This window comes from Nostoc sp. UCD121 (assembly GCF_014222285.1).
GTDB lineage: Bacteria > Cyanobacteriota > Cyanobacteriia > Cyanobacteriales > Nostocaceae > Nostoc.
This window is the reverse complement of record NZ_JACKZS010000193.1, coordinates 1-14,806: the sequence shown is the minus strand read 5'-3', so window position 1 is coordinate 14,806 and position 14,806 is coordinate 1. Positions and strand designations below refer to the sequence as shown.

Genomic DNA, 14,806 nt, shown 5'->3' with positions numbered 1-14,806 from the left:
TAAATTATATTTTCACTTACAAGCATTGTTAATTGATTCTTGATCTGGCTTAAATACGACTTTTTCAGCAAGCCCTAATTAGCTCTCTCTCCCCTTTGCCAAAACTGTTGTAAAATCTCCCCTGGCTTTCTATCCCAAGTGTCAATATGTTCGTAGATCAAATTATCTTGGTTTAATTTATACGTTGAATAGCCATTAAAAAGCAAACCAGCTTTCCAAGGAACGCGTAACACTCCCCGCACCGTCCACTTTGCTAAAATCGTATCTTCGGCTGACTGAGATACTTCATGTACATCAAAGTAAATTTGGGTAAAAAATAGCCGAGCGTGAAATCGCAATGTCCAAAATATAATGCGATAGTTAAATTTGTATTTGAATGTATTTACCGGGTCTTTAAAATAGATATCCTGTGTATAAATATCATAAGAAATATCTTTTTCAAAAAGTGTTGGTAAATCCTCTTTTAAAGTTTTAATTACTTGTTCTACTGATAATTGAGATTCCACGCGCCTTTTCCCTTAAAAAATCTTTTTTAACAACCTTTGCCAAATTGAAGATGACTTCCTATTACTCACACCACCCGCACTCAAATCTGACAGAGTAGGAAATGATGCAGACTTAGCATAGGGGCCATTTCGCAAAATTTTAGCTAGGGTATTGTTATTTTCGCGCAAACCTTCGTAAAAAAAGAATACCTCTCCTTGAATCCCAAGTTTACGATTGTATTCAATTGCCTGCACCAGATATTCTGGACTAATACAATAACTGCCAAGCTTCATCAGTATTCCCGGTGCTAACTTCGGCAGTGTCGTATCTGTGAACTGCTGGTTTACTAGTTTATCAGCGATCGCAGCGTAACTCCTAAAGTCACGGCGATAAATCTGCGGCTGAATCATATCAACTATTCCCCGCTTCAACCATGCAGGGGAGTCTTGCAGATATTCCTGGAATGCCCAATCATGGATATTAGGTGCGATCGCTACTAATAAATTAGAATTAACTGCTTTCACCTCCCCGTAGAGACGCGCCAAAAACTCAGTAAGAATATCTGCACGCCACTGTAACCATTGCCTATCTTTGGGATTCTCTGGTGGATTGCGATCGAATTCTTGGCGATAGCGGCTGACAGTTCCCTCATCATAGCCACCTTCACAGGGGAATGCTGGGAAGCGATCATCACCTTGAATACCATCCACATCGGAATTATTCGCAACTTCCAGCACCAAGTTTAACAAGAATTCCTGCACCTGTGAATCCAGTGCATTCAACCACTTAAAGCCGTTTTTCTTCAGTAAATTGCCGTTATAATCACGCGCAGCCCATTCCGGTTTTTTCTGTAAAAGTACACCGCCATTCAAATTGTAAGAACTAGCAAAACCGTATTCAAACCAAGGAATTACTTTTAACCCAACTCGTCGCGCCTCAACCACCACCTCTTCTAAAGGGTCACGACCTACAGACATAGGGTCAATTTCAACCCCAAAAGTCTGCTGCATTGTTTGACTAGGATACAGAGTTACTGCCTTATTCCAAACAACGGGAAACACCACATTAAATCCTGTCTCAGCCAGAAAATCCATCGCCTCAGCAATACGTTCCTTTGACCTAAGAACCTTACTATCAGTAGTAGTCAGCCAAATACCACGGGTTTCTATTATTGCCATTTCTACAAATTGAAATTCTCAGCACCGCACCATCTAAACATTGACTAGCCGACGATACCGCGCCTGTATTATTGTATAAATCCCATAGGCAACCAAACCTAATGCCACAATACCCAAAAGCCATGCTCCGTTAGGCTGTTGCGCTAGCGTCTGTAATACTTCATCCAAACCTTCTGCAGTAGCGGCGTTCGATTGCCTTGCAGCTTCAATTAAAAACCAACCGATAATACAAAATACTATACCCCGTGCCGCTAAACCAAATCTGGAAATCCTCATTACCCATTGGGCTTCTTTGTTGCTTAACTCAGTTAAATTGAGTTCTTTACGAAATTTGCCACTAAAAGCTTGATAAAACTGATAGAAACCTAGAGCAATTACAAACACCCCCACAGTTCCAACTAACCATTGACCAAAGGGTTGAGAAAGTAAACGTGCTGTCGAAGCTTCAGTAGAATCACTACTATTTTTAGCGCTGCCTATACCCATAACGATTTGCACAGCACTTAAGGCTAAACTTGCATAAATCAAGCCATTAACTGCGTAACCAATTCGCACTGCCAAACCTTTGGCATCATTACCTTTATTTTCTGGGTCTTTAATTGCCTGTACAAAACGCCAGATTACGTATCCAATCAAGCCAATTGCAACTAAAGCCAGTAAAAATTTACCAAATGGCTGGTTGACGATTGTTTGGAGAGCGCCTTGGGTATCAGTTGTTTTACCACCGTTGCCAAAAGCCGTCTGTGCTGCCAGTAGTCCAACTATACCGTAAACTACTCCCTTGGAAACATAGCCAAATCGTCCCAGTCGCTCAACCCACAATGAAGCATGGTTTGTCAACTGTTGTGTCATGGTATTTAGGGAGAATTATTATATCTATTCTTTACCAAAATTTACCCAGCATTCACATCTATCCCAAGGCAAATTGTCTAATGCTTTTGCAAAAAATCACCATCGTAATACTGTCTTTTAATAGATGTGAGGCTTCTCAAAATAATATTACATTTATAAAGTACGGTATTATTATTTAGTATTTTTTAATGCTAAATTTGGATTAATTATGTCTCTAATAGAAACTTCTTGGAAACACGAATATATAACTACCAATGGGGTAAAACTACACTATGTTACCCAAGGTGAAGGGCCATTAATGTTGATGTTGCATGGGTTTCCAGAGTTTTGGTACTCTTGGCGGCATCAAATACCAGAATTTGCCCAAAATTTTAAAGTTGTCGCCCTTGACTTGCGTGGTTATAACGATAGTGATAAACCAAATGAGCAATCAGCTTATGTCATGGATGAGTTTATCAAAGATGTTGAGGGAGTAATTAAAGGATTAGGATACCAAAAAGGTGTATTAGTTGGACATGATTGGGGTGGTGCGATCGCTTGGAATTTTGCATACACTCACCCCGAAATGTTAGAACAATTAATTATTCTTAACCTGCCTCATCCTGCCAAATTTGCCCAAGGGTTACGCACTCCCCAACAGTTGCTACGTAGCAACTATATATTCCTCTTTCAACTACCGTGGATACCAGAATTACTTTTACAATCTTCCGACTACCAAGCTATTGAAACAGCTTTTAAAGGTACAGCAGTTAACAAGAGTGCTTTTACCAAAGCGGATATTGACGCATATAAAAATGCTGCGGCAAAACGCGGTGCTATCACAGCAATGTTGAACTATTACCGCAATATTTTTCAGCAGAGAATGCTAAATCCAAGTTGGGGCATTTTGGAAGTTCCTACACTGATGATTTGGGGAGAAAATGACACCGCACTCGGCAAGGAACTAACCTATGACACCGCAGCTTATGTCCGAAACTTTCAAATTAAGTACATTCCTAATTGTGGCCATTGGGTGCAGCAAGAACAGCCTGAATTAGTCAATCAGTATATGCGAGAATTTCTAATAGACTTAATCTAATTTGCAAATTTACGATCAAATCAATTGATAAAGTATAAATACCTATAAAACTGCCAAATTATGCCAAGTAGTGCAAGCCTTTAAAAATATTTAACAGAGATTTAACACTGGCAGCTTTTTAGGGTTTATCGGGTAAAAATCGACCAGAAAACAGGATATATAGAATTTTTTATCTCGCTATTAATAGTAAGTTCATATCATAACCAACTTATTAACGCATAGTATACATTGACCTTACGAAATTTAGTGAGATAATAGAGTTGTGAGGGAAAGAACGGACGCAACTTGATTATTAAGGGGGAAAATATATGAAACTTCAGCTATTAGCGGCCATGGCCTTAGCAACTCCCCTATTTTTCGCCAGCTCGGTTAGAGCCGAAAATCCGCAGGATTTACAAAAACTGCTTTCAACTGGGGAATGTATCCAGTGCAATTTGTCGGGAGCTAACCTTAGTGGCGCTCATTTAATTGGTGCTGACTTGAGAGGCTCGAAGCTCGAAGGAGCAAACCTTGTAGGGGCTAACCTCGAAGGTGCTGACTTAACAGGTGCTAATTTGGCAGGTGCTAACCTAACATCAGCTTATGTAACCAATGTTAATTTGAAGCAAACCAATCTTAACGGAGTAAATTTTACCAGCGCTACGATTCACGATTCTAATGTGTATAAAGCATCAATGAACAATCTAAATCTCACTGATGCCGAAATATTTAACACTGCAATCGGGATTGGTGGAGAAGATGCCGAAATTCCCGATTGGGACTAGGCTGAACTGAGTAGGCAGGTGAAAATAAACACAACATCAGAGAAACTGGTTTTTTGCCAGCATTATCTTTAAAATCTGCCTATACAAAAATAAAAAATGAAACCCCTCTTGCTTGTAATCACTTTACAATGACGCAAGTAGAGGGGGTTTCTTATTGGGATTGAGCCGATTTGTCTTGGTGCTATTTTGAAAGCACATAATCAATGATGCTAAGTAAGTCGGTGAGAAAAATTCAATGTATATGAATAAATATAAATTAGTAGGGTGTGTTATGCCGTAGGCTAACGCACCTGGGATTGTTGACGGTGCGTTGCGCTCTGCGACAACACACCCTACATTAAAATTTCTTAACATAGCTGGAAATATTAGCACCAACTTACTTAAGCAATACAGTTCGGATAAGGAGGGAAAGAAAAAATTTTATTAACTAGTAATTCTTTCTCTCCTGCTTGCCTCAACGCCCAAATACTAAAATTCGCGTTGTGAGAAAATAAAAATAGCGATCGCTAATAACAGGGCACTATAAAGTAAACCATAGCCAGCATTTGTAATCAGTGCAGTTGTGTCAGGTAGTGCTTGCAGGCCATAAACGGCATCATTTTTCAAATCTAATCGAGATAAATCTGGCAAAATGAGAAACAAACCTTGAGTTAGACGTTCCATACCAGGGTTACGACTCAAACGACCTAGTTGGACTAAATCTTGAGTAATATTTCCGATTAAATATACCGCAAAGGTTAAAACAGTCGCTAGGAGAGAACCAGTAAAAACACCGAAGGTAATAGCCATAGCGGTGATTAATGACAACTGCAATACTAGGAAAATTGCAGCAATTAAAATACTCGCCGTTGGATGAGGAATGTTAGCAAATTGCAGAAATATCAGATAAATTACCGTCATCGTGGCGACAAGTACAGCTAATACTGCGGATAAACCTAAGTATTTGCCAACGATAATTTCGCTGCGACTGACAGGTTTCGCAATTAATACCAAAATAGTGCGTTTTTCGATTTCTTTATTGACTAGTCCTGTACCAATAAAGATCGTCACGATTAACCCGATGGCATTCATCGCTGCCATCCCGAAGTCTAAAAACATCTTGTTTTCAGTGTTAGCTGCAAATTCAGGCAGGACGCGAAAGGCAGCAGCGAGTATAAGCGCATAAAAACCAATAATATATAGGATGCGATCGCGTACCACTTCCTGAAATACATTCTTTGCCAATACAAAAATTCTATTAATAGTCATTTGTCATTTGTCATTAGTTATTCTCCCCCTGCTCTCTGCTCCCTGCCTCATCCCTTCTCACTGCTGCGGAGGCGGCGATCCGGCAATTAATTTACTGGCGCGATCGCATTCAATTTCTGCAACTGTAATCTTATTACCTGAATTGCTAGTTGCTGCAACTGGTTCAATTCGACAAGATTTTTTCAAGTAATAGCCTCGTGGGTTAGAACTTGGCCCTATCCAAATACTTAATAAGTCTAATATATATCCAGACTTAGTATTAGCTACACGCGGCTCAATGCGCCATAAATCCTTCTCTTCATATTTACCCAGGTTTTTTTGAATTACTGCTCTACCTAGAGTTCCTACTCGCTGTTTTGCCTCTAGCAACCATTTCTCTACTTCTGACCAAGGTGTTTGGTTTATTTGTTCTACTACTATTGGTTGAAGTTTTTCTATAATTACAACACCGTTTTGCGGGATTTTTACTCGTTCTTCTGTTCTGACAACAACGGTACTACGTTTAAAAGTATCTGCTTGCAAACTAGGATATTGTTGAAACCAATGATCCATTACAAAGTAAAACTGAATCCAGCAACTTAGTAGCATACTACTAGCAACTAAAATTATTATTCTTTGGCGGTCTTCTGGCTTAGGAATTCTAGCTTTAGCGTCAGTGTCACTTCCTTCAATAAATTCTGGTATTGCCGTAATTAGTGCTGAAATTGTCGGCCAAAAAACGATTGTTCTTGGTGTAATTACATCTTGTTGATTTCCAAAAGCAAAAACACTTACTAAGAATCCAGTGATTACTGCCCCAACTGGCATAAAAGTGCCAGGAACTCTCAAAGGATCTTGAGTTGTATACCAAGCTGTGCCGGCAATTAAAAATAACCAACCGAAAAAGGCAATAATATCTTTGATATAGCCTGTAGCTAAATATGAAAGTACCCAAGAAAAAACACTCAAATAAATAAATGTCTGCCAAGAATAAGCTTTCGGTGGAACTAATACTTTTCTAATTCCTGCATAAAGCCCTTCCGCAAATTTAAAAATTCCAAATACATCTTTAAGTAGCGTATTCATGTTCCTCCTTCCACCTAATTAACTAATCACTCATCTTCCTTTTAAGTAAAAGCTTGCTATTTGGCGCTAAATAATAGAATAAGAGTTATAGCACTATAACTCAGGGAATTTGCTATTAGTACAGTAATTATTAAATTATTACTTTGGAATTTCAAGTTGCCAAAAGTCCGCCATCGCCGCCGTTGAGATGTTTGAGCTTCCTCTTCCTCTGGCTTTTTAACAAGAAATTTCTCATTTAATGATAGTAACAATATTTTTAAAATGAAAAACTTCATCAAAAAAGTAGCAAAGAAAATTATAAAGGCAGTTAATATTAGGAAGCCTTGTGTATTAGGTGATTTAAAATTATTAAAAAACATATAGTTAATTAATTCTGCTCTCATCTGGATCGGTAACATTGGTTCTGATACAAAAAATATGAACCAACCAATTACACTAGAAAATAAATTGATAGAAATAGCATAAAAAGTACTAGTTTTTTTGTCAAATTTGAGTCGATAGTGCAAAAGATAAGCTTCGATGGGGATGGCAATCAGTACAAATAAAAAGTCAAACAGAATTCCACCAATGGGAAAAATCCTCGGAAGCATCCAATTCTCAGGCATAACATAGTCAAGGGTAAGGTTTAACTGTAGAGAGTATAACTGGGATAGTGAGGGTGATGGGGGAAATTATTACATTGTTCTTGTCCTTGACGATGCTCGTGTGCCAGTATTCCCTGATTGATATTGTTAATACATCAAGCTGATGCTTGTACGGGGGCGCTAGACTGACTTGAGTGTGGGGGGTGTGGGGAGTATGGGGAGAAAGAGGAGGAATTGAATAACTGCACATCAATGAACGCTGCATTGCCTCCCACGCTCCCCACCCGAACCACACAATACGTGAGAAATTCGGGGCTAGATGGGTAGTTTCTTTACCTAAGATTACAAGAGGTTAGGTAAGATTAAAGACTGCCACTTATAGCTTTTCGAGAGATGACAAGGAACGGTATCGGTATTCGCACGGCGCAAGTGCGTCAAGAACGGCTCATTGGTCAAATTCACGTTTACGATGGCGTGGGTAAAGGTAAGTCTCAAGCGGCTTTGGGGGTAGTTTTGCGCTCTATTGGCTTAGGGATAAATACGCCTAGCGATTCTAACCGTGTTTTACTGCTGCGCTTTTTAAAAGGGCCGGAACGTGATTATGACGAAGATGGAGCGATCGCAGCTTTGCAGCGTGGGTTTCCCCATTTAATAGACCAGGTTCGCACTGGGAGAGCCGAATTTTTTGGCCCAGAAGAAATTACTACCTTTGACCGAAATGAGGCGATGCGGGGTTGGGATGTGGCCAAAGGTGCGATCGCTAGCGGTTTATATTCAGTTGTGGTTTTGGATGAAATTAACCCCGTTCTAGATTTGGGTTTACTACCAGTAGATGAAGTGGTAAACACATTAAAATCCAAACCCCAAGAGTTAGAAATCATCGCTACCGGACGCGCCGCACCGCAAAAGTTACTCGATATTGCAGATTTGCACTCAGAAATGAAACCTCATCACCATCCCACAGCCCAAGCCTTATTCCTCGAAGGGATTGAAATTTATACTGGTGCTGGTAAAGGCAAGTCTACTAGTGCTTTAGGTAAAGCCTTACAGGCCATTGGTAGGGGAATTAATCATCCAGGGTCTACCCGTGTGTTAATTATGCAGTGGCTTAAAGGTGGTAGCGGCTATACAGAAGATGCTGCGATCGCCGCTTTGCAGCAGTCATATCCAGAAGTGGTGGATCATCAGCGCTGTGGTGGAGATGCGATTGTTTGGCGCAATTCCCGGCAAGAATTAGACTATGTAGAAGCCGAAAGAGGTTGGGAAATCGCAAAAGTTGCGATCGCCTCTGGAATGTATAAAACTATTATTCTCGATGAACTCAATCCCACCGTTGACTTAGAACTACTCCCCGTTGAACCCATTGTTCAAGCTTTGCTCCGCAAACCCCGCGACACCGAAATCATCATTACTGGTCGCTGTCAAAATCAACCAGCATACTTCGACTTGGCTAGCGTTCATTCAGAGGTTTATTGCCACAAACACTATGCAAATCAGGGTGTAGAACTTAAACGAGGGGTAGATTTTTAAGCGTTGCATCTTAATTCGTAATTCGGAATTTGTAATTCGTAATGTTCTCAAGCTTGAATTTTTGGTGAATTGAGAAAAAACCAGAGTAGTGGTCTATCCCATTAATTTTGCGGGGTTTGTAGTGAGCGATTTATCGCTCAAATCCAGGACTAAAGTCCTTACTACGAACTTTTATAACTCTTCAGAATTAATGAGACAGACCAGTAGGGCTAGCATTGTAATGCCGACCCTACAAGCAACTAAGGCTGTTGGCGTATTCTTTGCCAGACAGTAAAGCCTAAAAGAATGACAATACTACTGGCGGTAGTCATCATCACAGCCAAACTCATGCCTTGTATTCGCATTGCCAGCAAGTTGAAAAATAAGGTAATTGACCAAAGCGTGAACGCAGCATGGCGCTGGGAAAGTCCCCAAGCAAGTAAGCGGTGGTGCAGATGATCTTTGCCAGGAGTACTAAGAGGGTTATTTCCTGCTAGTAGCCGCCGTACAAATACTTGGGTGGTGTCTATTACTGGCAACAATAGAAATAAAACCGTGGGAATTAGTGCATAAACTGTGTTTTGTTGCAGTTTGCCTAAAATACTAGTTGCTGCCAGCACGTAGCCAAAAAAGTATGCTCCGGCATCACCCATAATAATTCGTGACGGATGGAAGTTATGGCGCAAAAAGCCTAATGCAGCACCTCCTAATGCTGCGAGTACCAAGATTGCCGCCGCACGGTTATTAAATTGGGCTGCAACCCCCAACAAACTCATGGCGGTAATAAAGCTGATTCCTCCTGCCAAACCATCCATACCATCCATCAAGTTGATGGCGTTGGTAATTCCTACTACCCACAGTACCGTCAGCAACATAGACAGGAACGAGTCGATGGGAGTACCAAACAGCACTTTTACACTGATACCATTAGCTACCAGCAACAGTGCCGTGACAATTTGCGCCCACAATCGAATAGAGGGTGGTAAGCCAAACTGATCGTCGATAAAGCCCACCAGGACTAATATCGAACCTCCTAACAGAATAGTGAGCACCTGAGCCAATACGTTTTGGAGTTCGATCGGTCGTAAAAGGCTAGCTAATACCAGTGCGGCAATGACACCCGCGTAGATAGCCAGCCCCCCTGCATTGGGTAAAGGTTCGCGATTGAGTCGCCGAGCGTTGGGTTGGTCAGCCCAACCTACCCGTAAGGCGAATTTGCGGACTGTCGGAATTGAACGCCACGTTACAAGCCAAGCCAAAAGAAACGTAAATACTACTGCCAACCAGCCGGTGCCGCTAGGGTCGGCAATGCCAAGGTACTTAAGGGAGTTGTCTAGATTCATCTCCCAATTCAAGCATTACTGCCAGTATCTATAAAGAACATCACCTGTATATTAATCAATTTTTTTTATTTCCATTTGTAACTTGAGCTGATTGAGAGATTAGCACTCTTGCTCTGTGAGTGCTAAATTGTCTAATGGAAGCGCTGGAGAAATAAAACATGGCGAAAATTATTGCATTTGACGAGGAATCGCGGCGAGCTCTAGAAAGGGGTGTTAACGCCCTTGCTGATGCCGTAAAAATCACCTTGGGGCCTAAAGGTCGTAATGTCCTTTTAGAGAAAAAATTTGGCGCACCTCAAATTGTCAACGATGGTATCACTGTTGCCAAGGAAATTGAATTAGAAGATCCTTTGGAAAATACTGGTGCAAGACTCATCCAGGAAGTGGCCTCAAAAACTAAAGATGTTGCTGGGGATGGTACAACCACCGCCACAGTTTTAGCACAAGCCTTGATTCGGGAAGGTTTGAAGAACGTCGCGGCGGGTACTAACCCAGTTAGTTTGAGACGCGGGATCGACAAAACTATTGAGGCACTGGTACTGGAAATTGCCAAGATAGCCAAGCCAGTAGAAGGAAGTGCGATCGCTCAAGTTGCCACTGTTTCTGCTGGTAACGATGAAGAAGTTGGTCAAATGTTAGCTCAAGCAATGGAAAAAGTCACCAAAGATGGTGTAATTACCGTTGAAGAATCTAAATCCCTGACAACTGAACTAGAAGTAGTTGAAGGGATGCAGGTTGACAGGGGTTACATTTCACCTTACTTTGTCACCAACAACGAGCGGCAAATCGTGGAATTTGAAAACGCCCGTATCTTGGTGACAGATAAAAAAATCAGCAGCATCCAAGATTTAGTACCAATTTTGGAAAAAGTCGCCCGTTCTGGTCAGCCCTTGCTAATCATCGCTGAAGATGTCGAAGGTGATGCTTTGGCAACTTTAGTAGTGAACAAAGCACGGGGTGTACTAGCTGTAGCTGCCATTAAAGCGCCTGGATTTGGCGATCGCCGCAAAGCTTTGTTAGAAGATATTGCGATTCTCACCGATGGACAGTTGATTTCGGAAGAAATCGGCTTAAGTCTAGATACCGCTGCTCTAGAAGCGCTGGGAACTGCTCGCAAAATCACCATTGACAAAGAAAGCACCACCATTGTCGCTGGCAGTGTCACCAAGCCAGAAGTGCAAAAGCGGATTGGTCAAATTCGTAGGCAGTTGGAAGAAACCGATTCTGAATACGATCAAGAAAAACTGCAAGAACGCATCGCCAAGCTCGCTGGCGGTGTGGCAGTGATTAAAGTGGGTGCGGCAACCGAAACCGAGCTCAAAGACCGTAAGCTGCGGATTGAAGACGCGCTGAATGCTACTAAAGCTGCTGTGGAAGAAGGTATTGTTCCTGGTGGTGGGACAACTCTAATTCACTTAGCCAAGAAGGTACAAGAGATTAAAAAGACCCTACAAAATGACGAAGAAAGAATTGGGGCTGATATTGTCGAACGAGCGCTAGAAGCCCCCTTGCGCCAAATAGCAGACAACGCTGGTGCTGAAGGTTCTGTAATCGTCTCGAAAGTCCGGGATAGTGAGTTCAACATTGGCTACAACGCCGCTACTGGCGAATTTGAAGACTTGATCGCGGCTGGTATTATCGACCCTGCCAAAGTCGTGCGTTCAGCTTTGCAAAATGCTGGCTCCATTGCTGGTTTGGTCTTAACCACCGAAGCGATCGTTGTTGAAAAGCCAGAGAAGAAATCCGCAGCTGCTGCCCCTGATATGGGCGGTATGGGCGGTATGGGCGGCATGGGCGGCATGGGTGGCATGGGCGGTATGGGCGGCATGGGCATGTTCTAACTTCTGCTCACCCAGATAAATATTTTTTCAGCAGTTTGTCTTACTAAGGCAAACTGTTTTTTTATACTTACCATTGCTGATTCAGAGCCGATATGTTATCTCTATTGCTGGGAAGTAGCTGGGCATAAATAAAAGTCATCATGGTTATCAGTAATTAGTCATAAATACAACTAACGACTAAAAAATGCCGATTCCTAAATTCCCAAATCTAAAGAACTTCTTAATTTAAAAATTACAGTCTTTGTATTAATTTTTGTAATATTAATAGCAAAAGCTGAAATAAATAAAAACGCCTCATGGGTGCTGAGTAGAGAATTTTACTTCTTCACTAAGCATTGTGAAAAGAGGAATTTGTTTAATTGCCAATACCCAATACCCAATACCCAAAACCCAATGCCCAATTCCCAATGTAGGTAATATTGCATGGTACGAAAACTGCGTCGTCTTCCCAAAATAGTAACTAGGCTATATAAAAAAGATGAATTTTATCACCAACCAGGTACTATACCTGGAACAATTTTTATTCATGAAGATTCTCCGCCACCGATAATCTTCTTGATTGACTATAACCAAACCAATTTCATCCGTGAACAAATAGCAACTCCAGAAGAGTGTGTTCCATATCTGGAGAGGGAATCAATTTCTTGGGTAGACGTACAAGGTTTAGGCAGTCAAGATATATTACAACGATTGGGTAACATTTTTGAATTACATCCTCTCGTTTTAGAAGATATAGTCAATGTACCGGAGCGTCCTAAAACAGAGGATTATGAAGATCAATTACTATTCATTGCCCGCATGGTAGTACCAAAGGAAATATCGTGTGGTTTTCACAGCGAGCAAGTGAGTTTGATATTAGGGAAAAACTATTTACTGACAGTCCAAGAAGAACCAGAACATGATTGTTTTGAAGCGGTGCGATCGCGAATTGAAAAAAACAAAGGGATCATTCGCAAGCAAGGAGCGGATTATTTAGCTTACGCCTTGTTAGATGCAATTATTGATGGCTTTTTCCCTGTGCTGGAGCTTTATGGGGAGCGAATCGAAGAGTTGGAAGAGGAAGTAATAGTTAAACCAACCCCACAAACACTACAAAATATTTATCAAATTAGACGAGAATTACTGCAATTACGTCGTGCTATCTGGCCCCAGCGAGATGCAATTAATTCTTTAATTCGAGATGCTCCCGATTTAATTAGTGAAGAAGTGCGAATATACTTGCGAGATTGTTATGACCACACAGTGCAAGTTATGGACATGGTAGAAACTTATCGAGAGCTAGCATCTGGATTAATGGATGTGTACCTTTCGGCAGTGAGCAACAAAATGAATGAAATTATGAAAGTACTAACGATAGTTTCAACAATTTTCATTCCACTGACTTTTGTGGCCGGAATATATGGTATGAATTTCAATACCGAAAAATCGCCATATAATATGCCTGAGTTGAATTGGTATTGGGGCTATCCACTTTGCTTGGCAGTGATGGGAGCGATCGCACTTGGGTTGCTATTCTTTTTTTGGCAACGGGGCTGGTTGCAAAACTCTGTAACAATTAAGCGTAATTAATAATTGCAGATGGACGACGAATCAAATATACATTCATTATTACCAGGAGTTAATATTTTAATTTATGAGGAGTAGCGACCAGAATTTAGTAGTTTTGACAGTTTATATTATCGGTGTTTCCTATATCTTTAACCGCATGGTTGAATCTATCGATGATCAAGTTAAGTTTGAGTTTAAAAAAGGAATAGTTGACGAGCAACTCAAAGAACAAAATCTCGATGATAAAATTGGAATTTCCTTTAAACTCAAAGCCTCATACCCAATTGACGATTTGAAAGATTTAGGAATTAGCATTGAAAATAAATCTGATAATGTTGCCCTATACGTTGACTGGGATAACAGTTCTTTAGTCGTTGAACATAGCAAGCAATCGCGTCGCGTCATTCGGAAATCACCAGATTTAACCCGCGACTTAGCAGTACCCCAAAGTCCTAGCTTGATTGCTCCCAAGAAAACACTTTCTGAAACAGTGACAGCAGAAGATGTATTCGAGCGCGATAAAGATGCTGGAACCTATTTAGCAAAAAAACCACTAATTGATATCAATGGGCTGCAAAAAGGGCAAAAAAAATTGTACAACGACTTTATTAACAGAAAAAAGGAGTTGGACTTTTCCCTGCAACTGGTACTTAGAGTGTCTGAAGTGCGTTTAGGTCTAGCCCCAGGTCGTGATTTTCCTCCCATTAGCATTATCAATTGTCCTTTCACAGTCAGGAAACTACCTTGGACTTACGCTCTACCTTGGAATAAAAAAAAGCAATAGCAACCAGACAGACTATGCCATCCAAGATTACACTGGATCTAAGGAGAGAGTAGACGCAGGCGGTTGCAGATCAGTCATAGTCACTGATTTGAGGAAAGTCCGGGCTCCCGAAAGACCAAACTTGCTGGATAACGTCCAGTGCGAGCGATCGTGAGGATAGTGCCACAGAAAGATACCGCCAGATCAATTAAAAATTAAAAATTAAAAATGTAAAATGAGCAATCAATTTTTAATTTTTAGTTTTACATTTTTAATTGCTCTGGTAAGGGTGCAAAGGTGCGGTAAGAGCGCACCAGCAGTATCGAGAGGTGCTGGCTCGGTAAACCCCGGTTGGGAGCAAGGCGATAGGAACTACGGTTGGTCTTTTACCAGTTCCGCTCAACGAGAGCCGCTAGAGGCGTTTGGTAACAAGCGTCCCAGATAGATAACTGCCCTCGCAAGAGAACAGAACCCGGCTTATGTACTACTCTTTCCCCCTTTTTTAGTGCTGAGTGCTGAGTGCTGAGTTAGGAGTTAGTATTTTTTC

Annotated in this window: 13 protein-coding genes and 1 other RNA gene; 7 read left to right on the top strand and 7 right to left on the bottom strand. The window is 41.1% G+C overall.

The genetic code is table 11. The annotated features are described in order from the left end of the window. Window positions 1-74: 74 nt before the first annotated feature. Genes GNF10_RS28660 through GNF10_RS28650 form a run of 3 tightly spaced genes read right to left on the bottom strand, consistent with a single transcriptional unit; the run spans window position 75 to window position 2,516 of the window. Window positions 75-506, bottom strand: a complete 432-nt coding sequence (locus tag GNF10_RS28660) for a DUF2358 domain-containing protein (RefSeq protein ID WP_185581814.1) — start codon at window positions 504-506, stop codon at window positions 75-77. 12 nt (window positions 507-518) lie between these two features. After that, window positions 519-1,664, bottom strand: coding sequence for a glycoside hydrolase family 10 protein (locus GNF10_RS28655; protein ID WP_185581815.1), 1,146 nt, complete (start codon window positions 1,662-1,664; stop codon window positions 519-521). Between the two features lie 33 nt (window positions 1,665-1,697). Beyond that, window positions 1,698-2,516 carry a DUF1206 domain-containing protein gene (locus tag GNF10_RS28650; protein ID WP_185581816.1) on the bottom strand — a complete coding sequence of 273 codons (819 nt, stop codon included), beginning with the start codon at window positions 2,514-2,516 and terminating at the stop codon, window positions 1,698-1,700. A gap of 208 nt (window positions 2,517-2,724) precedes the next feature. On the opposite strand from GNF10_RS28650, the gene GNF10_RS28645 reads away from it, so the two are divergent. Both GNF10_RS28645 and GNF10_RS28640 read left to right on the top strand, forming a co-directional pair. Beyond that, window positions 2,725-3,594, top strand: a complete 870-nt coding sequence (locus tag GNF10_RS28645) for an alpha/beta fold hydrolase (RefSeq protein ID WP_185580947.1) — start codon at window positions 2,725-2,727, stop codon at window positions 3,592-3,594. Window positions 3,595-3,902: 308 nt separating this feature from the next. Further along, window positions 3,903-4,358, top strand: a complete 456-nt coding sequence (locus tag GNF10_RS28640; protein WP_185580946.1) for a pentapeptide repeat-containing protein — start codon at window positions 3,903-3,905, stop codon at window positions 4,356-4,358. A 468-nt stretch (window positions 4,359-4,826) separates the two neighbouring features. Here GNF10_RS28640 and GNF10_RS28635 read toward each other — a convergent pair whose 3' ends face one another. Genes GNF10_RS28635 through fraC form a run of 3 tightly spaced genes read right to left on the bottom strand, consistent with a single transcriptional unit; the run spans window position 4,827 to window position 7,276 of the window. After that, window positions 4,827-5,606: an ABC transporter permease gene (locus GNF10_RS28635; protein WP_185581488.1), complete on the bottom strand. Its 780-nt coding sequence runs from the start codon at window positions 5,604-5,606 to the stop codon at window positions 4,827-4,829. Between the two features lie 57 nt (window positions 5,607-5,663). Beyond that, window positions 5,664-6,671 carry a septal junction protein FraD gene (gene fraD / locus GNF10_RS28630; RefSeq protein ID WP_185581487.1) on the bottom strand — a complete coding sequence of 336 codons (1,008 nt, stop codon included), beginning with the start codon at window positions 6,669-6,671 and terminating at the stop codon, window positions 5,664-5,666. 56 nt (window positions 6,672-6,727) lie between these two features. Further along, on the bottom strand, window positions 6,728-7,276 hold the full coding sequence (gene fraC, locus GNF10_RS28625; RefSeq protein ID WP_185607300.1) for a filament integrity protein FraC: 549 nt from the start codon (window positions 7,274-7,276) through the stop codon (window positions 6,728-6,730). Window positions 7,277-7,648: 372 nt separating this feature from the next. On the opposite strand from fraC, the gene GNF10_RS28620 reads away from it, so the two are divergent. Then, window positions 7,649-8,785, top strand: coding sequence for a cob(I)yrinic acid a,c-diamide adenosyltransferase (locus tag GNF10_RS28620; RefSeq protein WP_185581223.1), 1,137 nt, complete (start codon window positions 7,649-7,651; stop codon window positions 8,783-8,785). Window positions 8,786-9,024: 239 nt separating this feature from the next. On the opposite strand, the gene GNF10_RS28615 is transcribed toward GNF10_RS28620, so the two are convergent. Next, window positions 9,025-10,107 (bottom strand): MraY family glycosyltransferase, encoded by a 1,083-nt coding sequence (locus tag GNF10_RS28615; protein WP_185581222.1) that lies wholly within the window; start codon window positions 10,105-10,107, stop codon window positions 9,025-9,027. A 158-nt stretch (window positions 10,108-10,265) separates the two neighbouring features. Between GNF10_RS28615 and groL the strand changes: the two genes are divergently transcribed. The 4 genes from groL (at window position 10,266) to rnpB (ending at window position 14,754) form a co-directional block, all read left to right on the top strand. Continuing rightward, on the top strand, window positions 10,266-11,948 hold the full coding sequence (gene groL / locus GNF10_RS28610) for a chaperonin GroEL (RefSeq protein ID WP_185581221.1): 1,683 nt from the start codon (window positions 10,266-10,268) through the stop codon (window positions 11,946-11,948). Between the two features lie 423 nt (window positions 11,949-12,371). Continuing rightward, window positions 12,372-13,517, top strand: a complete 1,146-nt coding sequence (gene corA, locus GNF10_RS28605) for a magnesium/cobalt transporter CorA (protein ID WP_185581220.1) — start codon at window positions 12,372-12,374, stop codon at window positions 13,515-13,517. A gap of 64 nt (window positions 13,518-13,581) precedes the next feature. After that, the gene (locus tag GNF10_RS28600) at window positions 13,582-14,280 is read left to right on the top strand and encodes a hypothetical protein (protein WP_185581219.1); all 699 of its coding nucleotides are present in this window, start codon (window positions 13,582-13,584) and stop codon (window positions 14,278-14,280) included. A gap of 46 nt (window positions 14,281-14,326) precedes the next feature. After that, an RNA gene (rnpB, locus tag GNF10_RS28595) (RNase P RNA component class A) lies at window positions 14,327-14,754 on the top strand. Window positions 14,755-14,806: the final 52 nt, after the last annotated feature.